The organism is Robiginitalea marina (assembly GCF_024006985.1).
Taxonomy (GTDB): Bacteria; Bacteroidota; Bacteroidia; order Flavobacteriales; family Flavobacteriaceae; genus Robiginitalea; species Robiginitalea marina.
The window spans coordinates 1-25,141 of sequence record NZ_JAMXIB010000001.1 but is presented as its reverse complement, the minus strand read 5'-3'; the positions used below and the strand labels follow the sequence as shown (position 1 = coordinate 25,141).

The following is a 25,141-nucleotide window of genomic DNA, read 5'->3' as shown; positions in this document are numbered from 1 at the left end:
TAACTATTTAAGCAAAATCAAATGAAAACGAATTTTTTAAAGAAATTAAGCATACTGTTTATAACAGTAACCATTGTTCAGACCACCTACGCCCAGACAAATAGTGAAGAAGTCGATCTGTTCCAATCCATCTTTGGGATGCAAAAAAAGGAGATCGTAGCAGAGTTCCTGAACGCTAATAGCGATGATGCCTTTTGGGGATTGTACGACGAATACGAAAACAAACGCAAGGCAATGGGCAAAGAACGGCTGTCTGTCCTTATCGACTATGTGGAAAATTACAATTCCCTTAATAACGACAAATACGATGAGGTAGTGGCCAATATGATTAGCCTGAGAAAGGGCACAGATAAGCTAATAGATCAGTACTACAAGAAAATAAAGAAAGCTTCTGGTTCTAAAAGGGCAGCGCAGTTCTTCCAGATTGAAAACTATTTTCTGAGTGCGATAAGAACCTCCATATTTGAAGGTATACCCTATATAGGGCAGTTTGATAATTAAATTGAGAATGGGTTGTAAAAAAGCCCTGGTGGATTAGTGCCGGGATTTTTTTGTCCATTTAGTGCAATTGAACGCATAGTGAATCAGTAGGTTAAGGAAGTCTGTTTACGAATTGATACTCCGTAACATTAGCAAGCCAATTTTGTGAGAAAAGAACATGTACAAAATCGCGCTGCGATTTTTACTCTTTAGTTTGTAGCGAATTGTATCTTCACTAACCTCACTACGCCCCATTTTTGGGGGTTGTATGATACCAAATCAAGATAAATAACTAATTATGAAAAAAGCATTTTCCCTACTATTAATTGTGTTAATCTCATTCTCGTGTACTGAGAACAAGGGTAAAAAAGAAACTATGGTATCTTCTGAGTTGCCATTAGATTCAATAACAGCCATAGCGAAAGAAGCATACATTTATGCTTATCCGCTGATGGATATGTATCGAATTGAGTATGCGTATTTTGTTAATACCAGCGACCCCGAGTATAAAGCACCCTGGAACCAAATAAAAAACATTCCAAAGGTTTTTACACCAGAGGATAAAGCTGTACAAACACCAAACTCCGACACGCCTTATTCAATGGCAGGCCTTGATTTGCGTTCAGAACCTATGGTTCTTACCATACCTAAAATAGAAAAAGACCGGTATTTCAGTGTTCAACTTGTAGATTCCTATTCCTTTAATTTCGATTACATAGGTAGCCGGACAACAGGTAATAATGGTGGTGTATTTATGGTAGCAGGACCTAACTGGCAGGGGGAAACACCAGATGGTATCACCAAAGTTTTCCGTTCCGAGACCGAATTGGTATTGGCAATTTACAGGACACAGCTTTTTGACCCCAGTGATATTGACAAGGTAATAGCTGTTCAAAACGGGTATAAAATAGAACCTTTATCTTCATTTTTGGGTACCCCTGCACCGGAAGCTGCGCCTGTTATTAATTTTATAAAACCACTAGCCCCTGTAGAACAGAAAGCATCCTTAGAAGCTTTTAACATTTTAAACTTCGTTTTACAATACTGCCCTACAGATCCATCTGAAAAAGAACTCATGGCCCGATTTGCTAAAATTGGTATAGGCGCTGGTAAGACAATCGATTTCACCAAACTTTCACCTGAAGTAAAAGCGGCAATGGAAGAAGGTATTAAAGAAGTTTGGACAGTTGATTTTGCAGCATTTCTAAAAAAAATTGAGGCAGGTGAAATAACCTCTGGACAGATATTCGGGACAAGGGAATTTTTAAAAAACAATTATCTCTATCGCATGGGTGCTGCTGTTCTTGGAATATTTGGTAATTCAGCAAATGAAGCCTTTTATCCCATTTATACTGCCGATGAAAGCGGAGAATTATTAGATGCCACTACAAACAAATATACCTTACATTTTGATAAAGGTGAGTTGCCTCCAGTAAACGCCTTTTGGTCATTAACAATGTACGAGCTACCTTCCAGTTTGCTTGTGGCTAATCCAATTAACAGATACCTTCTTAACTCTCCTATGCTACCAGATTTTAAATTTGATAAAGATGGCGGGTTAACTTTCTATGTTCAGAATGAATCTCCGGGAAAAGATAAAGAATCGAATTGGCTGCCTGCACCAAAAGGTCCCTTCAGAGCTGTTCTTCGTCTATATTGGCCCAAAGAAGCTGCGTTGGATGGTTCATGGAAAAATCCACCTATGCAGTTGGTTAAATAAAAATGCTGGCATTAGTGGAGTTTTCAATTTAAGAAGATAGGGAAGTGTTTGTTAAAACACTAAGAATAACAGTACTATGAGTACCAAAGACAGATTATTAGAAGAGCTAAAGGTGATTTTATTGGTCTCGATATATTTTCTTGTATGGTTTGGAACTCTTATGATATTAAAAGTGCTCTTGTTGAGTGAGTACAGCATAGAATTCTATGGTGCTTCAAAAGTTATTGTTGGAGCACTGATAGCAGCTAAGGCTGTACTTATTTTAGAGCATGTGCCCCTGGGAGTGAACAATAAACCCGCAATTGTAAATATTCTTTTGCGCACTTTTATGTATTTGACTGGCGTAGCGGTCATTTTAATTCTGGAACATGCCCTGGAAGCCCGTCATGAATATGGAGGGTTTTTAAATGCATTGAAAAACGTAACAAAAAGTGCAGATATATACCATATTCTGGTCAATGTGATTTGTGTGTTTGGGGCATTGTTTTTTTACAACCTTGGATCTGTTATAAGGGGTCGATTGGGAAAAGGAGGATTATGGGAAATGATGATTTCTCCTGTTCAAAAGCAAAAAAAATAATTTAAAATCAAAATACTTTTATACTGAACCTAATAACATTCGAAGCACTGTTAATGATTACAATAATTGGAGTAATCACTGCATGCCTTCAACCACAGTCGAAGCATGTACCAGTAGCTAACAATGCTGTTTCACTCACCGATGCTACATGACAAGGCGATGAATTAATTAAAATCTATTATATTGACATTCAATTGAATAAAAGTTTTATCACATAAGAATCCATTATACCACTGAATGCTCAATTGCATGTACAAAGGGCTATTGAAGTGTATCAATGAAAGCCTAGAGCATTTGAATTGATGGAATAACATCATTTAACTAATTAAAACAATGAATAAAGTAACAACATTTCTATTAAGTAGTATACTGTGTACTACCATTGTTTTTTCTCAAGAACAAGAATCTATAACAAAAACAGAATTACCATCAGGATGGTGGCAAATCCCAAACTCTCCTGTAATTTTCACCTTTGGTGGCTATGTAAAAACAGACATGATACATGATTTCGATGCCATTGGGTCACCAGATTTCTTTGATGTGTCTACAATTCCAACCGATGGTAGTAAAGGGGAGGCAACACGATTTAACGTTAAAGAAACCAGAATAAAGCTGGATGTAAAGTATCCTGAAAAAGGATTAAGAGCCTACTTTGAGGGCGATTTTTACGGCTCCGGCTCTTCATTGAGAATTCGTCATGCCTATGTTGAGTATAAAGGGTTTTTGGCCGGACAAACTTGGTCTAATTTTATGGATGAAAATATTATACCGTCTACATTAGATTTTGAAAAACCAGCCGCCTATGCATTTGCGAGACATGGAATGATACGTTATAGACATGCTATTAAAGACAACATGTATTTGGGTATCGCCTTAGAAGAGTCAAATGCCACTGGTCAGGCTCCTCAGGACCCAGGAAAATTTGAAAATCCACTTCCTGATTTAACGGCACGATTTAGGGTGACTGAAAAATGGGGTCATGTGCAATTATCTGCTTTTTTAGCCAGTATAAGATACAGGTTTGATGCAGGTAATAAAGAAGATGTGACGCTATATGGGGCCAATCTATCTGGTCAATTCAACTTATTAAAAAAAGATAAAATTATTTACCAGGCAGTCTATGGTCCGGGCATCGGACGGTATCGTGGTGGCCAGTCTGTGGCGTTAGACCAAAATGGTAATTTAGAGCCCCTTACCGATTTAGGACTAACATTTGGCTATGAGCATTATTGGAATGATAAGTTTTCATCTTTAGTTGTTTATAATTATGGATTGGTTGACAATACAGATGGCCAACCAGGCTCAGCTCTAGAATCTACAAACTATTTTGCAGCTAATGTAATTTATAATATTATGAAGGGGACCTTTGTTGGTGTAGAGTATCTAAGAGGTAATAGAGCAGATTTTAATGGTGCTGATGGCACGGCTAACCGTTTACAACTGAGCGTACGATATAGCTTCAATATGTAAAACTCTATAACCTATGAATAAGTGCTATAAATAATTAAATCAAATCATAATGAAAAAACTAGTAGTATTAATGTCTGTTTTTGCCTTAACAATAAGCTTATCTTGTAAGGAAAACGAAAAGAAAACAGAAGAGGCAACAGACCTACCGACTGAAAAGGCGGTTGAAGTAAAAAAAGAAACACCAAAACATTGGAGTTATGACGGTGAGACTAGTCCGGAACATTGGGCTGAAATAGAAAAAGAGTCCGCCTGTGGCGGTAACCATCAATCACCTATTGATATTGTAACGGCAAATGCCATAACCAAGCCTTCAGGGCTAAAAGCATCAGATGTTCATTACGACGCGTCAACAATAATTCATGATGTTACTAACAATGGCCATTCATTACAATATAATTTTGCAGATAATAACAACTATGTAAATTTTGAAGGCAAACGCTATAATCTTGCTCAATTTCACTTCCATGCCGCTTCAGAACATTCGGTTAACGGAATGCACTTTCCACTAGTAATACACATGGTACATGTTAGTGAAGACAAAAAATTTGTTGTCTTCGCTGTTATGGTTACTGAAGGAGATGAGAGCAATGCCTTTGACTTTTTGGAATCGTATTTACCGGTTAAGCCAGGTGAAACTAAAGTTGTTGGGAAGTCACACCATTTTGAAAATTATATTTTAAAGGATTTTGATCATTACTATTACCAAGGTTCGTTAACAACGCCACCTTGTACAGAAGCAGTGAATTGGTTTGTGTTTAAAGACGCCATTAAAGCCTCTCCTGTACAGGTTAAAACTATCGCCGATTTGATGCCAAGAAATAATTACAGACCAACCCAGCCATTAAATGGAAGAACCGTTTACTATAGCGAATAGGTTGATTTGTTGGTACCAGTACTAGTATTACTATTAATATAAAATTATAAACCCTTCTTGTAAATGATATGCATTAAGCCGGAACTACGGTAGGAATTTTTAAATTGTATTTTATTTGAAAACAAATGAATTACGATCTTCTTACCGGTTTTTTTGATGCGCATTTGAAGAAGGGTTTTGCAGACATCAGTCCTGCTGACCCACAGGTCGTATTGTTGGAGGATGAAATGGCCAAACACGGACAATTCATCATTATGGGCGATCTGATCCAGTTTAACGCCTTGTATGCCTCGAAAGGGTATTTTGACTTTTTCGGCGACGTTAAGGTGTTAGATTATCCCCTGACAGTATATCAAAATGGCCACCCGAACATTAAAGAGAGATATAACGCTGTTCGTGGCAAGTTTTTCTCCCTGGGTCAGGACCTCTATGATGGTCCAAACGAGAGGTGGTTTTTAAGCACAAATCTTACCATTAAAAATGTACATGGAATTTATATAGACCTGTTGTTCCAGTGTTATTTGGTACATAGCCAAATTCCCTATCGTTCAGTTTTTGTACTAATGGTACATACCGACCTCACAAATATCCCAAAATCCAGCCATGGGTTTCATTTCTACAGTGCCCCCGATGATTCGTGCTTTAGGTATCCAGATGAGAAGCTGCTTAAGACTGGAAATATATTTACTGATCGCGAGTTTGAAGTAATTCACTGTATCGCGAAAGGTTTAGACAGCGAACAAATAGCTAAAAAGTTGTTCATAAGTAAGCTTACCGTAAACACCCATCGACGTAATATCCTGAAGAAGACGGGTAATCGAAATACACAGGAGCTGGTAATTTACTTACAGCAAAAAGGGATGATCTAGATTAAGGTAGGTGTAATACTCCCTATTTCCTGTATCAAAAGTCCATTTTCTTAAACTAATGGCTATGTAATTTCCTCCTATTGGCAAATTCATCTACAGATGGAGTATTGATTACCACTTACTTAAGAGGAAAGTATCTTTAAAAGATCGAAGTTTAAATAAAGCTTCTCCTTTCCCACTTGCTCACTTTTTAAATATCCTGCATGCTCCAATTCCTGAAGGTAATTCCCAACTGTTTTGAGGGTGCCTAATCCGGCTTCTTCCAAAAATTGTCGTTTGGCATAAGGCAATCGGAAGAGGATTTCCAGTAAGTCTTTGGAATAGATCTTCGGTAGTTGCGCCTGGATCTCCTGCCCCATCCGTTGCATTAAGGCTTCAATTTCAAGGATGCGTTTTCGGTCCTGTTTGGCGGATTGCTCTATCATGTCCAACATGTACAGAATCCAGCCCTGCCAGTCCTTCTTCTCGGTTACCCCCCGGAGTTTGGTATAATAAGTTCCCTTATTTTCTATGATATACCGGCTCAGGAACAAGGCGGGTAAATCCAACAATCCTGTGAGTTTGAGATAGAGCAATAGAAGAATCCGGCCTGCCCGGCCATTTCCGTCAAAAAAGGGGTGGATGGCTTCAAACTGATAGTGGATAATGGCCATTTTGACCAGGGGGTCCGTTCCGTCTTCCGCATGAATATAATCTTCAAGGTTCTTCAGCTTTTCGCGGATAACGGCTTCCCCTTCTGGAGGGGTGTAAATAACCTGGCCGGTGGAGGGATTTTTTAGTTGTGTCCCGGGTACATTGCGAATCCCTGCCTGATTCCCCTTTATGGTCTGTACCAGTCGAATAAACAGGTTCGTGTTGAGAATCGGCCGTTTTTTCAGGGCTTCCAGGCCCAACCAGAGCGCTTCTTTGTAGTGGAACACTTCCTTTACTGCCGGATTCTCAATTTTCCTGTCAGCTACCGAGGCCCTGAACAGTTCATCGTGCGTGGTTACGATGTTCTCAATAGCGGAACTGGCCTGGGCTTCTTGCAATTGAATGGTGTCCAGGAAGAGGGTCGGATTTGGCAGATTTGTAATGGCTCCCTTAAGTTCAGACAGGGCCCGGCTGGCTGAAATAGTCTTCTTTAGGATCGCCTTATTTTCGATCTCTTCCCGAGGGGGCAGTAAAGGAAGCTCATTATACGCAACTTGAGGATTATAGCCCATAAATTGACCATTTTGAACGAGGGCGTTATGTACACTCGAAATTCAAACGAGAGTAAAAATAGTAAATATTTACCCTCGTTTTATTAACGAGGGTAATTTTTACCTGTGAAAATCTCCAAAGAGACTTAACGTTGGGGGGGTGACTGAAGCAAACCCGGACCGAACGATTAAAACAGGTCCGGTGGACCTGTTTTAGTGTGGGGCCAGATGGTGCGCGGGCATTTGTTACCCCAATGTAAATTAAATGTCTGAAGTGAGGATTACGCTCCCGATAGCTATCGGGACGGCGTGATCCTGAGTTGGGGGGTGACTGAAGCAAACCCGGACCGAACGACCAAAACAGGTCCGGTGGACCTGTTTTAGTGAGGGGCCAGATGGTGCGCGGGCATTGGTTACCCCAATGTAAGTTAAATGCCTGAAATGAGGATTACGCTCGTTCCTCGCGTGATCCTGAGTTGGGGGGTGACTGAATCAAACCCGGACCGAACGACCAAAACAGGTCCGGTGGACCTGTTTTAGTGAGGGGCCAGATGGTGCGTGGGCATTGGTTACCCCAATGTAAGTTAAATGCCTGAAATGAGGATTACGCTCGTTCCTCGCGTGATCCTGAGTTGGGGGGTGACTGAAGCAAACCCTGACTTCTGCCAGCAGGCAGAAGTCGGTTTTTCATTCCTTCCGGAATTTGGAAGCAAGCTTCCATTCCTCCAGGAATGAAAAAACCCCAACGGCAATGCCGTCGGGGTTTGTTTCGTCGGGGTGGCAGGATTCGAACCTGCGGCCTCCTGCTCCCAAAGCAGTAAATTATATGCTTTATTTATTGATAATTTTCATTTATATCGCACAATATGACTTTAATATGACTATTTCTTTTTTAGAATCGAAAAGTAATTCACATGAATATGTAAAAATGTATTCGATTAGAGACTGAATATGAGAGTAATAAATAGTTTCATATTCCATACTTATTCTCTCTGTTCAAAAATGCCTCCCTACCACCTTCTAATTTTAATAGCTTTTCACGGTTTTGAATATTTTCTATTGTAGTTGAAGTCTTTTGTGTGTATATACTGTTATTTGGTATTTCAAGTATATGAATTAAGGCTGAATCACCATTAATAACAAAATTCGAGTTATGACTTGCAAATATTACTTGCCTATCAAACTGCTTTTCTTTTACCAAACCAACCAAGTAATCTGCCACAAGTTTATTATCTAAATGGGCTTCTGGCTCATCAATTATTAACGGCTTAACACCAGTCATTAAAAGGGTAACAATAACAGCTGTGCAACGCTGTCCGAAGGAACAAGATTCAAGTTCTCTACTACCATAGAAACCATTGATTTTTAAATATTTAGATAAATTGTATCTATGCTTCCTTATAAGATTTAAATAAATCAGGTAATTCCCCTTATTGCTAAATACTTCGGTAACTATCTTTACATAGTTATTATCTCTCCGATAATTGTTTTCTGTTAAGAGATTGTCAAGGCGTTGACTAAAACTTGAATATGTAGTGTCTAAGAGTTCTAAACTTGGTTCAATAAGAAACAATACTTCTTTAACTCTAGAATCCGATGTGCCAGAAATATGGTAAGAACTGAATAGATTGTAGAATTCTCTAAATAGATTGCTTTTATAATCATCTTCATCAAAACCATAAGTGAAATTGATATCTAAAACATTCTCATCATTTATTTTAAGCTTATTGTTTATTTCTGAAAGGTTAGTGCTTATTAAAGCGTTATTCCTATCGTAAAGGCTTGAAAGACCATTTATTATCTCCTCATTTTCTTTATAGGCGCTTTTAAGGCGAGCGTCTTGGGTTGCAATGTTTTGTAAGTCAGATGTAATTCTTGATAAAGTGTCAGAAGCTTTTTGAGAATCTTTAATAGTATCTTCATTAGTGCCTTTTTCTTGAAAGAAAGCACGAAGATTTTGAGCCTCTGTAACTAATGCTCCGTTTATTTCTTCAACTCTTGAATTCACAGCATCGAATTCCTTTAAAGCATAAGAAATTTGGTCATCAACGCTAGTCAATTCATCTAATCCGATAAGAGTTGAAATTATTTCTTGTATCCTTTCGTCTATTGCATTCTTTGTATCGGATTCTTTATAATTTTGAGTGATAGTGCGTAATTCTGTTAGAAGTGCATTATAGTTCCTTTTGCTATTTTCTATAGAAGTCAGTTCTTGTTTTAGAGTTTTTATTCTTCCTGTAATTGCGATATATCTCTCATCATTAATTGAATCGATAACTTTTTGAATTGTCTCCTTTTCTTTCGTTTTTTCTCTTTTAGTTTTTGAATTTGAAATTAGATTAAACAGAATCCTAATGTTCTCATCGATTTTAGAATTTATATGCTCGTACTCGGATTCAATTTGAAGAAATTCACTTTCCAATTCTTTAATTCTCTCTTCAAATATTAGCCTTGTCAACTCATTAGCTTCTGCCAATTTTTCAATTTTACCTTGACTTACAAATTCAATTTCATTAGTTCCTACAATTTCAATGTAACTGGATGGGTCATTTTCAATGACATAGTCTGAGCCATTTATTTTAAGGTTAGAACGGTCAAAAAAGACAGTTTTTTCATTTAATTTTTCTGCTAAAATGTTGATTATCGTGCTTTTTCCTGTTCCCCGCCCCCCAATAATACACGTGAAATAATCGCTAAAGTGAATAGGTTGTTTCAGGTTTTTTAAACAAAAATCTTGTTGTTCACTAGAGTTCTTTCTTTGAATAAATGTGTTTGAAGGGAAGTTAAACTTTATACTCTCTACTCTTCTGACTGGTTTTCTGGGTTCATTTTCTGATATTGATACTCTGTGAAGTGGCTCATATTTTATTTGTTTTAAACCTTCAAAAGTCAAATCGGCTTTTATCCATGTGACATCTTTGTAGATTTCAACTTTTCCTCCCGAGCTTTCTCTAGTGACGTATTTACCTAAATGATTATCAATGTCATCAAATGAATGTGCATCGCATCCGCAAATAACTGGTCTTGGTTTGGCAATTTCATCTGTTTCGTATCTATCTGTATCCAGATAGTATTCAACATTCTGTCTTCCACCAAAGAAACCATCACATATTTTATCTATCTCATCTGTAATAGCTAGCTTTCGAGGAGACTTAGTTAATGGTCTCAAACCTGAATTATTGGCAGCCGCAATTATTAAGTATGGTTTTTCTTTACCAAAATTCTCGTAAAGGCAAGTTAATAGTTGATTATGATTAATTGTGGCACTTACAAATTGGTCTTGTTCGAGATTTTTACAAGATATTTTTGCTCCGCTTGTATTTGTAAGATTCGTTTTTAAACCAGATAAAAAATCATCTATTTGATTCTTAGTTAATTGGTTTGAGAAAATGATATGAACGTTAACTTCCTCTGCATGTTGATTAACCGAAATATCTAATCTGAATTCGATATTGGGAAAAAACACCTTATTAGAGTCAGGGTAATGTTTCCCAAACTCTTCTAGAAAGGTAAAGTAGTTTTCGCAAGAAAAATAATCAGTTATCCCAAATGCAGAAACATCAGAATTTTCTATTTTGTCAGAATAAGTTTTCCAAATTTCTTCCTCTCCAACTTGACGAAAATTATCGTTTAGTTTTGTGTTTGGTGTATGAATATGTAAATCCCATTTTCTCCAAATAGAACCTTTATCAGATGTTATTTTTTTGTTCATTCCCTAATTGCTGTTTCGGGTTTATAATGTCTAAAGCTTTTATTTTGTTCAATTTATAACTATAACCCTAAATTTAGCCTTATACAGGTTAAATTGATTGATTTTTCCTACTAAATTCTAGGGAGTCCGTAATAAGTTTAAGTCACGGTCAAATCTTGATACCACACAAGGAGATAACAGAGCGATAAAGAGGGCTATTCAGCTGTATTATTTGAACCCACTCTTTTTCAAGACGTCTTTGGGGTATGTAAATCGATTTTAAGTGTCTGGTATGGGAATGTATAAATCAATAAATCATGGAAAACCCCATATATGTTAAGTATAGACAGTTTATTGATGCAGTGAAATAGGCAGTAAATGTTAACCCTATTAAGTTTCTGTTATGGGGTAACGTGCTTTACGTAGCAATCAACCTCTTTTTTTGTGTTGAAACATCACTTGAACCTCCGATATTGTTGACTTCTTGGGGGGAAAGTACTTTTAGTTGTCCTATTACTAATCAGATGTAGATTCCCCCTCAAACATAGATAATTGAACTTCATTGTGTGGCAACAGTTTGTACCATGCTTTGAAATGCCTTCTCCATATTTCAGGGTACTCCGATTTTATTCGATATATGCTCTTTTTATTATCATAGAACCATTTAGTATTAAGAGCAATAAAATGATTTAAGATATAGTCTTTGGGGTTTTCCAAACCAACATGCTTTTTCCAAAGTCTATAAACCCTGACCTTTTCGATATCATCCAGATTGTTTAGTTCTTCTAAGAAATTGTTATACCTCGATTTCAACTTCTCGTCTGTAGGAGTTTTAGGGCGGGTAAGTGCAAGTTGCATTCTGAGGAGTTCAATTTTTGATACGACTTTCTGAGGGCTTTCAATTTTCCCATCGGGCATGATTATCTTGTGGTAGTCATAATCGAGTTCCTTGATTGCCAAAATCCATTTTAATATGGTTTCAAACCTTTGGAGGTTAGCTTTGATAAACGCTTCATTCTCTCCCCTAAAACCACTATTTAGTTGAGATTTCAACCCTTTGTCTAAAGTGTACACATGAACAACAGATTCAACTTCATCTAAATGATTAAGAATTAGGTCTGAAATAATCTCTTCCCTATCATCTTTGGATTTCGAAACTTCAATTTCAGAACTTTGGTAATCCCAGTCAACATCAACTGTTAAGTTGTAATTCAGTTCCAAGTATTGATTGAACTCTTCCCTACCGAAAGATTTAAAATACCTTTCCGAAACGTGATAAGCTAAATAGAACTCATTAACAGAACCATCCGTATTTATAAAATTATCATCACTCCCTATTGCCCCATAAGTGGATTTGGATTTTTCACTTGACAACCTCTTTCTATCTGATTGAAATGTATTCTTAAATCCTTTCGGGTCATCTTCTTTAGAAATCTTCATATAATGGAAACATTTTCTTCCCTCATCCTGATTTCTAAATCTGTTCATGAATTGTTTTAACGGCTGTGGGTTTGGTCTAAATTCATTTTCAATGAAAACCACATCGGTAAAATCTTCGTCATATACACTAAGTCCCTCATCTAATAGAGCGGTTGTAAGGACAACCTTTACCTCATCACCAAATTTCTGATTCAACACTAATCCTTTGTAATTCTTTCCCAACTTGGTCTCCAATGAACTTTCAAATACAGCAATTTCTTTAGGGTCGTACCCGAATTTGACCAACTCTTCCACAACGGTTTCAATAGCCTGTTTTGAATTGACCCGATAAATAGCCCGTCCCTTAACTGTTTTTTGATGCTGCAAGATTATTTTCTCAGGCTTTCTGTTGTCTTTTCGTTGAATAAGTAAGTTTGGTTTCCTTTCTGAAATCACTTTCAAGAGTTTAAAACCCAAATCAGAAAGAATTTGAACGGGAGTACCCGTCAAACCAATTAATGTCTTTTCCTTAATCATGGAAGCGAGTTCTGAAATCACCCCATCCTTATAGCTGTTTGCAGAAATCATGCTATGCACTTCATCAATCACCACATAGTCAAATTCGCTATGCTCTAGATGTTTAATTGCTTGTTCCTGAGTAGCTATCACTACATTTGATTCTAGTGCCTTCTTATGCTCCTTTTCGGAACTATTTCCAGTTAAACACGGATACCCTGATTCTCTGAATTGGTCTACGATTACAGTCAATGGGGCTACGAAAAGAAGTCTTTTCTCAGGTCTTAGACTTTCAAATTCTTTGATGATAGCAGTGCTTTTGCCCGTACCTGTTTCTGCGCATACAACAATTCTGCCTTCTTTATCTGCATAATCAAAAATATCAGTAGAAATCTCCGAAACATGGCGTTCAATCTTTAATGAACTGTCATATTCAATGGATAGCTTTTTTATAAATAAGTAGTTAATGAAGTGTTGTCGTACTTCTTCATTGACTTTAAGGCTGATTACCCATTTTCTTCTTTCTGGCTCTGAAAGTAGCTTTACTTTTTGGGCAATTCGCCAAATCGACTTTTCATCCCTAACAGATTCTGCTTGCCTCTTTAGTTCTTCTAAGTCTATGCCTTTTTGTTCGAAACCTTTTGATTTTAAATATTCCTCAAATTCCTTTATGGACATATCCGCACAGAATGCAGCTAAACCAAAAGAATCAAATACTTGGTACTTATTAGAAAAGGATTGTGAGTGATTGAAAAAAATTTCTCCTAAAACAACCCCTGTTGAACTACTTGTTGTCTTATGGTGCTTATACCGATTGTCACCTACCAATTTAAATCCACTTTTGACCAATACTTCATCTATGCGGTTGTTTTGGTTAAATTGTTGGCGGATTGACCCTTCTTCGGGTCTATAGTATTTATATTCAAATCCCTTCGAGCCATTATACCTCACCTCTTTTTCAGAAACTTGAAAATGAAAGGCTGTAGGAGTGGGATTAAGTTTTACTTTTTCCCTCTGGTTTGCCAAGTATCGAATTTGCCTAAACCTGTTTTGTGCTGTATCGAACTTGACCTTAATTCCATTCTCTGTGATGATAAGTTCTTCCAAGTAGGACGTAATCGCATTTCCGATTGCGAGATGCTTTTGGGTGTCCTTCACACCTGCTAATCTCGGTACATATAAAACTCCTGCTATCCCTTTCCCACTTGCTGAGCGCCAAACTAAAACAGCATGTTCTTTCAGAAACAACACTAGTTTGGCTAATGCAACCTTATTGTTTGCTAAATCTGGATTATTTAATTCATCCCTATCCTTCTTAACATCTATATCAAAAAAAAGATAGTTAGCACCTTGCTTGCAATGTCTCCCGCTTGTCCCCCCTGAGTAGTTTCCTTTTAAAACAGCTGTACTATGATGTTTTTGTTTCTCCTTTTCTTTATTGATTTTTTCACATAGCCCATCAATATCGAATTGCTCTCTTACACCCCATACCTCTGAAATTTCATCATCCTCAACGTTTACCTTTTTAATAGGGTCTTTTCCTTTTTCCTCCTTGTAATATGCATCTATACTGGTAAACGTACTGTTGTAACAGACAGATGATTCCTTAGAGGTTGTGATTTCAATATCATAGTGAATCTTAGGGATGATTTCATCATCATAAATTGGCTTGCCATCCCCATCAAACTCAACATCCCTGAATGCTGTTATTTTCATATTATTCAACTTTCTAGTAATAAAACTAAACCCCAGTAAGAATATTTTATGCTTCGGGGTATTAGCTTAATCTGATTGGTGAATTGACTAATTAAAGAACAGATAAATGTTTTTTCACCTTCAAGGCAGTTGCGTTCGATACCCCTGATAGTTTTGCTGCCCGTCTTACACTCTCCCCATTTTTAAGATGCTTGGCACATAATGCATTTTTGGACTTACTGAGGAATTGTTCAGGGTTCAGCTTTTTGCTTCCCCCGTTTGATGAATAAACACCTCTCTGCTTTGCTCTTTCAATGCCCTCTCGCTGTCTTTCCCTTATCTGTTCAAGTTCGAATTCCGATAGTGTTGCCATGATTGAAATGATGAGGTTGGCAACAGGGTTGACTTTGCCATCAATGATTGTAGTTAGCCCCTCCTTTTGAGAAACAACCGCAATATTTTTATCTGTCAATTCCCTGATTGTGGTCAGAATGTCAAGAGTATTTCTGCCTAATCGGTCAATACTCTTCACTTGCACTTCATTGATTTGACCTTTGTCTATAGCTGTCAATAGCCTTTTTGCCGATGGTCTTTCCTTAAATGGGATTGAACCACTACACTTGTCAATGAACTGATTGACACCTTTCTCTTCTTGTCTATGGGTGTTTTGCTCGGTTGTGCTTACCCTTATATATTTTGCTTTCATGATATGAACATCTGTACTATTCTCAACATGTACTATTTTATTCGTTGAATTGCACAGTTTGTTGTTCGTATTGCCGTACTAGTATACGGTATACCTTGATATTGATACTTAATTATACCTTTCTATTTTGTTGATTCCTTAGCGATATCAATCAAAAGTGTAAATTGTATAGTGAAGGTTTAACTTATAATTTCTAAAATGGTTAGGACAGATATAGAAGATTTGGTAAATAGAATAAAAAGTCAATCTCAACCTCATGACCGTTATACCTCATTTGATTATTGCTACAACTATTTTAAGAATACAAACAATCCCAATAATGATATTGAAAAAAGTTGTTTAACTCTTGGATTCTATTTAGCAAGTTGGGGCATGCTAAGAGGTTCAAGTTTTTTACTTCAAAAAAGTGCGAAATACTTTGAATCCACAATTCATTTTATTGCTTCACTCGATAAGTCAGTATGGGAAATTGATGTTGATTGCTATAGCCGAAGTAATATCTTAATAATTCAAGAAGTATATCAAGAAATCAAAAGCCGCATTATTATGAATGATAATGCAGACCTTACTCTGATTACCAAAATTCTTCTAGGTGTTTTTGGTTTTATCCCTGCCTTTGACAATTATTTCTGTGAGTTTTTTAGAACCATTAGCGATGGAAAGTGCGGTTTTAGAAGAGTAAATGAAAAATCTTTGCTACTTATTCAAAAGTTTTATGAATCTAATCAAGCTACAATAGATAGATTATCATCGCAAACGTATACAACAGATTTTATAACTGGACAGAAGACTTCAATTAAATATCCCAAAGCAAAAATTATAGATATGTATGGTTTCATTGCAGGACAAAAACCTACTTTAAAATAATGAAGGTGAAAATAGTGATGTCTTTAATTAAATTGTTGCTGTACCCTAAAGCGGAGGTGGGGGTACTTCGGAAATCCGTTTTCCTAAAGAAGGGACATGCGTCCAAATAGTATTGTAACCTTATCCCTCTACTAAACTCACTTTTTGAAAGGCTCTAAGCTATTTCTGCATTACTGTCAATTCCCTCCAATATCTTGAAGATACTTCGTATTTGAACCTCATCTTTGAAAACACCTGAAACTCCATCCTGACTCTGGTCAGTAAAGGGAGATTCAAACAGCATTTTCTTATCGATTCGTCCATTGACCGTAAGGAAGGATATGATTTTCTTAATAAAAGTCATCTGGTCGGCTGTTAGGTTGCCAGAGGTAAGGAAGTCAGCAAAGGCATCATTGGCAGCTTGGGCATCCAAGCCGATAATACTTCTAATAAACACACCCAGAGGCATCTTCCCGTACTCTTGTTCGAATTTCTCCTTTGATTCAGCACCTTCCTCCGTGAACAGAATGCGTTCCAGTTCCTTTAATTCGGCTGACGTTATCGGTATGTTCTTGTTGAGTTTATCTATGGTTATATGGTGCTTATTTCGCCTGATATAACTCTCAACTCTGTCCTTGTAAGATTGTAAACGAACATAGTTCTGTGTCGGTTCTCGGCTGACAGCATTATCCAAGTCAAGATAGTCTTGGAAATTGGTGTATACGGGGTTTTGGGTTTGACTATCCAAGTACTTGATGAGTTCCCTAAGGGCTGTACGCACCTTCTCCAATTTCTTAACATCAACAGCCTTCCAGTAGGACTCCGTTTGCAATTCCTTTATTAATGGTAGTTGTAGTTTAATCTGCGGGATGTTATCCTTTCTTTGAAGCCCTGATGCAATTTGGTAAATCTTAGTGGTGAACTTGGAAGTATCTCTTCCTTCCAGTAGTAAGGCGATTTGGTAATTCAGAATAAGGACATCAAATCTGCGGGCTAACTCGTCATCTTCCTTTGCTACCGTCTGCAAATGAGACAAGTGCTGACGAATCTCCTGCATATCAGACTTTGAAAGGTTCAACCACTTATTCTTATCCGAATATTGGTTCACGTACCTCAACTCCTTACGAACGACGAATCGCTCCTTGTCGAGATTTGCAATAGTTTTATGTAAATCATTTAGATATTTCTCCCGAATCTCTCGTTCTGCTTCGGTTTTCTCTTCCAATTCAGAAATGAGGTGCGCAACTTGTAGTTTTCCTTCAAAGACCTGCTGTTGAAGGGACTTTGGATTGCTAGGGGTGACCCCATCTGGATATTCATCAAAGAACTCGAAATTCTCACAGTAATCGAATATCAGGAAGTGGGTCTTGTCCTCGCTTGGAGCAAACAATTCTGGACACAGCCTTGTACCTCGTCCTATCATCTGCCAGAACTTGGTGACGCTGCGTACAATCTTAAAGAATACTAGGTTGACCACTCTCGGAGCGTCAACCCCAGTATCCATCATATCAACCGAAACAGCTATCTGTGGGTTCTGTTCCTGATATGGGTCAACAAACTTCTCCAACAAATCTTGCGCCTTTGTCTCATAGTTGTCAATCACCTCCAAGAACTTGCCTCCATACTCTGGGTAATTCTTATTAAAGCGGTCTCGAATAAAAACAGCATGAGCATGATTCTTGGCAAAGATGATGGTCTTACCCAGTTTATCGCCCCCATCAACCTTTATCCCATCCGTCATCACATGTTCCAAAACTCTATCAACGGTATCGGTGTTGAACAGCCATTTATTCACAGCCGACCCGCTTATTTGGTCAGGAACTTCCTCTGTGGTCGGGTCACCAAACTTCTCTTCGTATTCCTCTTTTTCAGCTTCCGATAACTCCGAATACTTGATACCCTCCCTTTGGAATTTTAGAGGTACACTTATTGATTTTGGCGGGACTAGAAAGCCATCTTCCACAGCCGTATCCAATTCATAAGCAAAGGTGGGAACATCGTCCTCGATGCCGAATAAGCTATATGTGTTTCGGTCTATATCCTTTTTTGGAGTGGCAGTCAACCCAATAAGAAGGGCATCAAAATACTCAAAGATAGCTCGGTACTTCTGATAGACCGACCTATGGGCTTCATCAATGATTATCAGGTCGAAATGACCTACTCCGTAGAAGCGTTTATCGCCACTTTTAACCCCATCAATCTTATTCATGATGGTGGGGTATGTGGAGAATACCAAACGAGTAGTGTCGTCCTCCTTTTCTTTGGTCAGGTCTATGGATGAGAGTTCTGGCAAATGCTCCTTAAAGGCATTTTTTGCTTGTGTGACAAGCGCATTTCGGTCTGCCAAGAAAAGTACCCGTTTGACCCAATTACTTTTACTTAGCATGTCCACAATGGCTGCTGCGGTTCGAGTCTTTCCGCTTCCCGTTGCCATGACCAAAAGGCTAGCCCTTCCTGCTCCCCGAAATGTTCCATCCGCACCCGTAACAGCAATGTTTTCAGCTACACGCTGAATTGCTTCAATCTGATAGGCTCTTCCCGCAATTTCCTTGTTAACCTGAAAGTGTCTAGGGTCTTTACGGGTAGTCCTGCGGTCAATTAACAGCTGTAGTTCATCTTGGGTATAAAATCCTGCAATCTCTCTATCCACATAGAACTGGTCATCCCAGATATAGGTTTCGAAGCCGTTAGTATAAAAGATAATTGGGCGTTGCCCGTGCATTTGTTCTATGCAATCCGCATACAACGAGGCTTGATGTCTTCCCTTTCGGGCATCCGCCATCGTCTTTTTTGCTTCTACAACAGCTAAGGGCTGACCATCTTTACCCCAAAGCACATAATCCACATATCCGATTCCAGAAGGATTGGCACTGGTTGGCATTCCCTGTACCTCGTATTCTAAATCCTTTCCTTCCTGCAAATTATCCCAACCCGCATCCTTTAAAAGGGCATCAATGTAAAGCCTTCGGGTCTCTGCTTCCGAAACCAACACGGGAATCACAGCGTCCACCTCTGCCACTTTCTCCCGCTCTTCACGTTGCTTAGTAGTCTTTTCTTGCTTTTGTTTGAGTTGCTTTTTTAGGTCTTCTATCAAAGCAGCCTGCTCCAACAGCTTTCTATGCGAGGACTTGTCTTGGTCGACTTTGGCTTCTAGCTGTTCTTGCAGAATTTGTAGCTGTCTCTGGGTTCGCTTTTCTTCACTCCCATCTGGGATAAACGAACTATTGAAATTGGGGATTACAATGTCTTTTGAACTGTAATACTTCCCTACAAATCCCAGAAATCGAAAAAGGTTCTTCAAAGACGCAAGTGAATGGTCTTGACCTATGGATTTGCCATGTGCAGCATTATTGCCATTTAATCGGATTAGGTTAATTTCCCTAAACATACTGGGCTTAATCACCTCTCTGAAATGCCTATTGTGGATTAAGCTATTTAGCGTGGTGTCATAGGGATACTCCAAGTCTGCGTCATTCTGGTACAACCAATTCACTCCCATTTCAAGGGCTGAACGAGAAAGAATAGCACTTGCTTTTGGAGATATCAACGCCAGTTTCTCGGCTTCTACAGCTTCCTTGTAGATACCTAAGAATTCTTCTTTAAGAAACTGGAAGTTGCTCATTTTTTAGTTGGTTAATTCCCCTTTAAATACTTTTTGTAAAAGGCTATCATATAGATTTTTTGATTTAGAAATTGATTGCAATAAAGCATTCTTCTGTTTTTGAATCAAATGAACCTTATTGTTAAACTCTTCTTGAATTGATTTCGGGGGAATTATGATTTTGAATTTCTTCAAATCTGTGTTCTTAATTGCAGGATAATTCGCACCAGAAGTAATCTTGACGAATGACTCCGTCATAGAATCGCATTTTAGCATTTCGAACAGAAACCGATTGTTCAGTTTTTCGCCTGTTCTAAAAACAAAAAAACCTGTAGAACCTATTGCTCCATCAAGGTTATTGATAGCAATATTTTTAAGATTTGGTCTTACAGTAGAAAATAGTATATCCCCTGCCTTTAATATTTGTTGTGCTCTACTAGGTCTTTCATCTAGCCTATATTCGGTAGTACCAGTAACTATGTTCCTCTGATTGTCGATAGAAGATATATCTATGTACTCTATTGAGTGTTTGTCAAAGTCTTTGGTGATTTTGCTTATTTTTTTAATCGCTGATTCTATAGAGCCTGTTTCCCAACTTTTGGGATTGCTAATTGGGTCTCCAAACATATCTAAAAAGATACTCTGTGTAAGTTGGTCGTATTTGTCTAAAAGGGATTGGGTTTTTTGGCTGTAAGCATCAGCCGTGTCAAGGATTTCGACTATCTTTTTTTGTTGGTCTAATGGGGGAAGAGGAAGTTTTAACTTGGAAACCGTTTTAAAGTTAATTGCAGACATCGATGTGCTTTGAGAAGCATTGAGTATTTGCTTTTGAACCGAATCACTCCAAAGTACCCTGTATAGAAAACGTCCATCAACATTTTCCTTATCATAATTAACCTTGAACATGTTGTTTGCAAGAACACCTTCAAGCCCTCTCCCCACGAATCCTACTGCGCCATACCTTACCATTATAATATCATCGACATTGACGTGATACTTTTTATTTTGCTTAGGGATATATCTAAAGTCTTGCGAGTTTTGAGTATAATTAACTATTCTCAAAAAAGTATCACAGTCATCAAATCGTTCTGTTTTCTGGTCAGGTATAGAAACTTGTTGACCTTGACTAAAGCTTGCTATTTCCCCAAGTTTCACCATTTTCATTTTAACATCTCCTTTAGAGCAAGTAAAGCTTCATGTCGTTGAATGTCCAAAGTTTCGATATCCTTTATGATTTTGGATGGTGGGTCGTATTCTATTTCCTCATATTCAATCTCCTTATAACGATTAATTGACAAGTCCCAATTATTCTCCTCAATCTCACCAAAGGGTACAAGGAAACTTTTATCTGTACGCTTTCGTCCGACCTCTGCCTTCAAATTATGCCACCGTTCAATTAAGTCTGGGATATCGTTCTCCTTAACCTCATTTCTTTTGTCGTCTAAACTATACCCATCTGCTTCCATATCATAAAACCAGACATTATCAGTACCCCCCGTTCCTGTTTTGGTGAAGTACAGAACAGCCGTACTCACCCCCGCATAGGGTTTGAAAACACCGCTAGGCATGGAAATCACAGCGTCCAGTTTATGATTCTCAATGATTTCTTGTCGAATTTGTGTATGTGCCTTAGAACTGCCAAACAATACCCCGTCAGGAACGATTACAGCGCATCTCCCGCCTTTTTTAAGCATACGTAAGAACAAACCCAAAAAGAGTAATTCGGTCTTCTTAGACTTCACGATTTTAAGGACGCTGTTTTCAACGGAATCATAGTCCAAACTGCCCTTAAATGGAGGGTTGGCGAGTATTAAGGAATACTCTTCTCTTATATCTCCGAGACTTTCACTTAATGAATCCCCTTTGATTAGCTGTGGGTTTTCAATGCCATGTAATTGGAGGTTCATCGCCCCAATACGAACCATTGTATCGTCTATTTCAATGCCATGAAACATTTCATTGTTGAAGTGGTTACGAAACTCTTCTTTAAGAAACCAATCTTCGTGGTTCTCCCGTAGATATTCTCCCGCTGTTACTAGAAACCCAGAAGTGCCTGCTGCAGGGTCGCAGATAATGTCATCCTTCTTTGGTTGTGCCATATCTACCATCATTCGGATAAGGTGTCTTGGGGTTCTGAATTGACCGTTACGCCCCGCTGTGGCAATTTTGGATAACATATATTCATAAAGGTCTCCCTTCGTGTCTCGGTCGTCCATATCAATCTTATCAATCAACTGAACTACTTGGTCGAGCAATCTAGGGGTAGCAATAATGAGCGTAGCATTGCTCATATACCTAGTAAAAACCCCTCCTTTAGCCCCCACTTGTTTCATGTGGTCGAAGACACTCATTGCATCTACCATTGGCTTGGTGAACAAGTCATACATGGTTTGTGGGTCTTTGTTCTTAAAAGAATTCCAACGAAGTTCCTTTTGCTGCGGTGTGAAGATGACGTTTTCGAGTTCCCCTCCGATGAGGTTGACTTTCTTTTCTTCCGCCAGTTGGCGTTCGTCTAAACGTCGAATAAAAAGAAGATAGGTAAATTGTTCTATTACGGTAAGTGGGTTGGAGATTCCTCCTGTCCAAAAAGATTCCCAGATTTTGTCCACTTGGGATTTAAGCGTTCCTCTTATCATTAATTAGTGTAAGTGTTTCTTTTACTGTTTGTTTAAAATCACGTAAGTGCATTCTTGCAAACCATAAATTTAGCAATCTTAATTGGTTAAACCTTATACTTCTATAGGTTCATTGTTATAACAAAAAAAGGCAGCCAATAGCTGCCTTTCATTAGAAACGTTGTTCAGTTTACTGCCTAGTCCAGACTGTGTAGGTTTGAGTTTCACCTTCGCAAGGGTTTTCAATTCCAAACCTCATTGTATTTCCGTTATCCACGAATTCCAATTCCCAAACTTGAGTTACTCTGTCATCATTATAATAAAAGCTATAGCTTCCGTCACCTAAACTCTCCCATGTTCCTGTCCAATCAGGATTCCCATTTTCGAATTCTTGCCATGTGCCATCTTCATTATAAACATAAATTCTATTGGATTCTGCTAACCTTTCAGTTGCAACCTCATTTGTGCCACAGAAATAATCATTTTCTGAAACGAACAACCATTCTCCAACGATTAAATCTACTCCCTCTTCATTTATTGAATCATCTCCTGAATCATCTGAACATGATGTTAGTATTAAAGTAAAAAGAATAACAAATTGGTAACTGCTAAGTTTGAAGAATTTCATTTTATTATGATTTGGATTCTGAATTATAACTAAAGTATATTACTATTTTAGAGAGCATGAAGGGTATTTGATTACTAATCTGATGTAGATTAAATCTAAATTTTCAAGTACTTCTTTCTACTTGAAAAATACATGATAAAGTCACCAAATGATGAATTACAAATTCTCGTAGTCGTTGTACTATTTCCTTCAAGACTGGTAAATTCCATTACCAATAATTGACAGTCATATTGTTCGCTATAGCCATCAGGAAATTTAACTTTATAGTTCTGAATATTACCATTACCATAAACTACAGTTCCGTCCCATTTAAAAGTTCGCGTATCGCTTTCATCCGTTTCGGATACCCATGTCCCAATTAAAGCACTTGCGGCATTAGGATGTGGATTATTAGCATCATAAACTATTTCTTCTGAATTGTCTTTTGAGCAGGATAGCAGGAAAAATGAAAATGAATAGGCTAAAAATAAAAGTTTGAATTTGAAGATTTTCATTTGTAAGATTTGGATTATAAATTCATCTAGTAGGACAACGAGGTAAGGAGTGATATATTGCCGTTGAACTCTAATGAGTAAAAATCGAGTGCCTATCTTATAATAAATCTTACATAAGATAATGCCAAATGATTTTTCAACTTAGGTATATCAAATCAGGGTTTCTATCAGGGAAGTCTATTTCCATTTCTTCCAAAGTTTGCAACACCTTATTTCCTGCTTTACGAGTTGGTTTCTGAACCTTAGTAATGAAAAGATTATCAATAATTTCTCGATGTGCTTTGTCTTGTGCTTCTCTTGATAAGTTCTGTTGATATCTTTGAGAAACAGTAGAAGGTTTATGCCCCATCATTTGGTTTAGTAGAATCTCATTTATGCCAAGCTGTCCCCCAATACTCCTGAATATCCTTCTTGGGTCTTTTGTTTTTAGCTTTCGTATGTCCATCGTATCACATATTCTCCCCAACGTCTTGCGCTGATTGGCATTATGCTGCCTATAGGACTCGGTATCTGGGTTTGCTAACCATCCAAATATTCTTTCCTCATCGGGAGTTCCATATTTGTCAATAATCTCTTGTGCCTTCGGTGTTATAGCATTATCTACCCAAACACTATTGTTTCGACTGCGTAATTTGAATCGTTGAAACCTTATTCTTCTTATACCATCAACTTCATGGATGTCTGACCATTTGAGATTGGCAACATCTGCCATGTCATGTCCACCGATATAGATTTGTAGCATAAATAAGTCTCTTGCTCGCATCATGTTATCTAGGTTCTTCTTTGTAGTGCTTTTTTTAGGCTTGAAATCTCTAAATGCTGCTAGGTCATCTTTTGTAATCGCCTTATCGTCATTGGGTTTTTGCTTTACTGCAATCTTTAATCCCTCAAACGGGTCAACGTTTAGATTATGGATTAACCCCCTTCTTTTAGCTTCATTAAAAACCGTTCTTAAAGTTCTGATTGTTTTGTGGATAATAGCACCATTGGTAATGCTGTTTTGACGTTTAAAATGTTCATACTCCCTCAATTTACGATAGCTTATATCATTGATGTCAAGCGAATCACCTTGCCAATTCTCCATCTCCTTTACTAGTTCCTCAAAGTGTCTAACAGAAAGTCCCTTTGTTTCCTTTTCATGAATCATTTCTTTGATGAAATCAATCAACAGCTTAGGTTCTTTCTTTTCAAGTTCCGCTAACTTTTGCTTATGATATTCAATTTGCTTTTGATTATTGGCATATCCATTATCAATAACCTCCATCGCTTGGTCATATCCCAGATTCATTCTGTTTGCATAATCAACACGGTCTTGGAGTTCACCTAATAATCTGGTAAGTTCTGGGGTCATCTTTATACTCATCCTATTCTGATAGTATCCTGAACTCCTCCTTCTTTGGTTCTTGGTGCTAGTACAATAGGTCTCTATCTGTACCGTATAACCCTTTTTCCTCTTGGCATTAGTATCCAAGTAAAACTTAACTGTGTACATTTCTGACTAAAATCTGACTAAAAATATACGCAAAACAGGGGATTTAACGGCTATATGGAAAGAAAAAAGTCAGCCTGACACAATGGTCAAACTGACTTAAATAACTGATATTCAGTTAGTCGGGGTGGCAGGATTCGAACCTGCGACCTCCTGCTCCCAAAGCAGGCGCGATAACCGGGCTACGCTACACCCCGAAAGGCAGGTAAGAATCCTGCCCAATCCAATATTTTATTCGGCCCTGCGGCCTTCCCGCCAAGGGCG

18 protein-coding genes and 1 tRNA gene are annotated in these 25,141 nt (G+C 37.9%); 7 read left to right on the top strand and 12 right to left on the bottom strand.

Going from position 1 to position 25,141, the window contains the following annotated elements; genetic code table 11:
• Positions 1–21: 21 nt before the first annotated feature.
• From NG653_RS00090 to NG653_RS00065, 6 genes are all read left to right on the top strand, one after another.
• On the top strand, positions 22–501 hold the full coding sequence (locus tag NG653_RS00090) for a hypothetical protein (RefSeq protein ID WP_252739615.1): 480 nt from the start codon (positions 22–24) through the stop codon (positions 499–501).
• 277 nt (positions 502–778) lie between these two features.
• Positions 779–2,200 carry a DUF1254 domain-containing protein gene (locus tag NG653_RS00085; protein WP_252739614.1) on the top strand — a complete coding sequence of 474 codons (1,422 nt, stop codon included), beginning with the start codon at positions 779–781 and terminating at the stop codon, positions 2,198–2,200.
• Positions 2,201–2,276: 76 nt separating this feature from the next.
• On the top strand, positions 2,277–2,780 hold the full coding sequence (locus tag NG653_RS00080; protein WP_252739613.1) for a hypothetical protein: 504 nt from the start codon (positions 2,277–2,279) through the stop codon (positions 2,778–2,780).
• A gap of 333 nt (positions 2,781–3,113) precedes the next feature.
• Positions 3,114–4,250, top strand: coding sequence for a DcaP family trimeric outer membrane transporter (locus NG653_RS00075; protein WP_252739612.1), 1,137 nt, complete (start codon positions 3,114–3,116; stop codon positions 4,248–4,250).
• 49 nt (positions 4,251–4,299) lie between these two features.
• On the top strand, positions 4,300–5,124 hold the full coding sequence (locus NG653_RS00070; RefSeq protein WP_252739611.1) for a carbonic anhydrase: 825 nt from the start codon (positions 4,300–4,302) through the stop codon (positions 5,122–5,124).
• Positions 5,125–5,249: 125 nt separating this feature from the next.
• Positions 5,250–5,993, top strand: a complete 744-nt coding sequence (locus NG653_RS00065; RefSeq protein WP_252739610.1) for a LuxR C-terminal-related transcriptional regulator — start codon at positions 5,250–5,252, stop codon at positions 5,991–5,993.
• Between the two features lie 122 nt (positions 5,994–6,115).
• Here NG653_RS00065 and NG653_RS00060 read toward each other — a convergent pair whose 3' ends face one another.
• The 5 genes from NG653_RS00060 to NG653_RS00045 all read right to left on the bottom strand — a co-directional run bounded on the left by NG653_RS00060 (position 6,116) and on the right by NG653_RS00045 (position 15,204).
• Positions 6,116–7,198 (bottom strand): Fic family protein, encoded by a 1,083-nt coding sequence (locus NG653_RS00060; RefSeq protein WP_252739609.1) that lies wholly within the window; start codon positions 7,196–7,198, stop codon positions 6,116–6,118.
• 666 nt (positions 7,199–7,864) lie between these two features.
• Positions 7,865–7,990 carry a hypothetical protein gene (locus NG653_RS14720; protein ID WP_256470371.1) on the bottom strand — a complete coding sequence of 42 codons (126 nt, stop codon included), beginning with the start codon at positions 7,988–7,990 and terminating at the stop codon, positions 7,865–7,867.
• Between the two features lie 157 nt (positions 7,991–8,147).
• The gene (locus tag NG653_RS00055) at positions 8,148–10,889 is read right to left on the bottom strand and encodes a TrlF family AAA-like ATPase (protein WP_252739608.1); all 2,742 of its coding nucleotides are present in this window, start codon (positions 10,887–10,889) and stop codon (positions 8,148–8,150) included.
• A gap of 495 nt (positions 10,890–11,384) precedes the next feature.
• Positions 11,385–14,519 (bottom strand): DEAD/DEAH box helicase family protein, encoded by a 3,135-nt coding sequence (locus NG653_RS00050; protein ID WP_252739607.1) that lies wholly within the window; start codon positions 14,517–14,519, stop codon positions 11,385–11,387.
• Between the two features lie 91 nt (positions 14,520–14,610).
• A complete protein-coding gene (locus tag NG653_RS00045; protein WP_252739606.1) occupies positions 14,611–15,204 on the bottom strand; it encodes a recombinase family protein in 594 nt (197 codons plus the stop codon).
• 198 nt (positions 15,205–15,402) lie between these two features.
• Here NG653_RS00045 and NG653_RS00040 point away from each other — a divergent pair, with 198 nt between their 5' ends.
• Positions 15,403–16,071, top strand: a complete 669-nt coding sequence (locus NG653_RS00040) for a hypothetical protein (RefSeq protein WP_252739605.1) — start codon at positions 15,403–15,405, stop codon at positions 16,069–16,071.
• A gap of 154 nt (positions 16,072–16,225) precedes the next feature.
• Here the strand turns inward: NG653_RS00040 and NG653_RS00035 are convergent, their stop codons facing one another.
• From NG653_RS00035 to NG653_RS00005, 7 genes are all read right to left on the bottom strand, one after another.
• Positions 16,226–19,672 carry a DEAD/DEAH box helicase family protein gene (locus NG653_RS00035; RefSeq protein WP_252739604.1) on the bottom strand — a complete coding sequence of 1,149 codons (3,447 nt, stop codon included), beginning with the start codon at positions 19,670–19,672 and terminating at the stop codon, positions 16,226–16,228.
• Positions 19,673–19,675: 3 nt separating this feature from the next.
• Complete coding sequence (locus NG653_RS00030; RefSeq protein ID WP_252739603.1) at positions 19,676–20,815, bottom strand: restriction endonuclease subunit S; 1,140 nt, start codon at positions 20,813–20,815, stop codon at positions 19,676–19,678.
• Positions 20,812–22,260, bottom strand: coding sequence for a type I restriction-modification system subunit M (locus NG653_RS00025; RefSeq protein ID WP_252739602.1), 1,449 nt, complete (start codon positions 22,258–22,260; stop codon positions 20,812–20,814). The genes NG653_RS00030 and NG653_RS00025 overlap by 4 nt, the downstream gene beginning before the upstream one ends.
• Positions 22,261–22,456: 196 nt before the next feature.
• Positions 22,457–22,894, bottom strand: coding sequence for a hypothetical protein (locus tag NG653_RS00020; RefSeq protein ID WP_252739601.1), 438 nt, complete (start codon positions 22,892–22,894; stop codon positions 22,457–22,459).
• Positions 22,895–22,989: 95 nt separating this feature from the next.
• Positions 22,990–23,388, bottom strand: coding sequence for a hypothetical protein (locus tag NG653_RS00015; RefSeq protein ID WP_252739600.1), 399 nt, complete (start codon positions 23,386–23,388; stop codon positions 22,990–22,992).
• 136 nt (positions 23,389–23,524) lie between these two features.
• Positions 23,525–24,739 carry a phage integrase SAM-like domain-containing protein gene (locus tag NG653_RS00010; RefSeq protein ID WP_252739599.1) on the bottom strand — a complete coding sequence of 405 codons (1,215 nt, stop codon included), beginning with the start codon at positions 24,737–24,739 and terminating at the stop codon, positions 23,525–23,527.
• Between the two features lie 260 nt (positions 24,740–24,999).
• Positions 25,000–25,074 (bottom strand) — tRNA-Pro (locus tag NG653_RS00005).
• Positions 25,075–25,141 lie beyond the last annotated feature (67 nt).

Coding starts and splice junctions, on each gene's coding strand:
- NG653_RS00090 (WP_252739615.1), top strand. CDS start 22: ATGAAAACGAATTTTTTAAAGAAATTAAGCATACTGTTTATAACAGTA.
- NG653_RS00085 (WP_252739614.1), top strand. CDS start 779: ATGAAAAAAGCATTTTCCCTACTATTAATTGTGTTAATCTCATTCTCG.
- NG653_RS00080 (WP_252739613.1), top strand. CDS start 2,277: ATGAGTACCAAAGACAGATTATTAGAAGAGCTAAAGGTGATTTTATTG.
- NG653_RS00075 (WP_252739612.1), top strand. CDS start 3,114: ATGAATAAAGTAACAACATTTCTATTAAGTAGTATACTGTGTACTACC.
- NG653_RS00070 (WP_252739611.1), top strand. CDS start 4,300: ATGAAAAAACTAGTAGTATTAATGTCTGTTTTTGCCTTAACAATAAGC.
- NG653_RS00065 (WP_252739610.1), top strand. CDS start 5,250: ATGAATTACGATCTTCTTACCGGTTTTTTTGATGCGCATTTGAAGAAG.
- NG653_RS00060 (WP_252739609.1), bottom strand. CDS start 7,198: ATGGGCTATAATCCTCAAGTTGCGTATAATGAGCTTCCTTTACTGCCC.
- NG653_RS00055 (WP_252739608.1), bottom strand. CDS start 10,889: ATGAACAAAAAAATAACATCTGATAAAGGTTCTATTTGGAGAAAATGG.
- NG653_RS00050 (WP_252739607.1), bottom strand. CDS start 14,519: ATGAAAATAACAGCATTCAGGGATGTTGAGTTTGATGGGGATGGCAAG.
- NG653_RS00045 (WP_252739606.1), bottom strand. CDS start 15,204: ATGAAAGCAAAATATATAAGGGTAAGCACAACCGAGCAAAACACCCAT.
- NG653_RS00040 (WP_252739605.1), top strand. CDS start 15,403: ATGGTTAGGACAGATATAGAAGATTTGGTAAATAGAATAAAAAGTCAA.
- NG653_RS00035 (WP_252739604.1), bottom strand. CDS start 19,672: ATGAGCAACTTCCAGTTTCTTAAAGAAGAATTCTTAGGTATCTACAAG.
- NG653_RS00030 (WP_252739603.1), bottom strand. CDS start 20,815: ATGAAAATGGTGAAACTTGGGGAAATAGCAAGCTTTAGTCAAGGTCAA.
- NG653_RS00020 (WP_252739601.1), bottom strand. CDS start 22,894: ATGAAATTCTTCAAACTTAGCAGTTACCAATTTGTTATTCTTTTTACT.
- NG653_RS00015 (WP_252739600.1), bottom strand. CDS start 23,388: ATGAAAATCTTCAAATTCAAACTTTTATTTTTAGCCTATTCATTTTCA.
- NG653_RS00010 (WP_252739599.1), bottom strand. CDS start 24,739: ATGACCCCAGAACTTACCAGATTATTAGGTGAACTCCAAGACCGTGTT.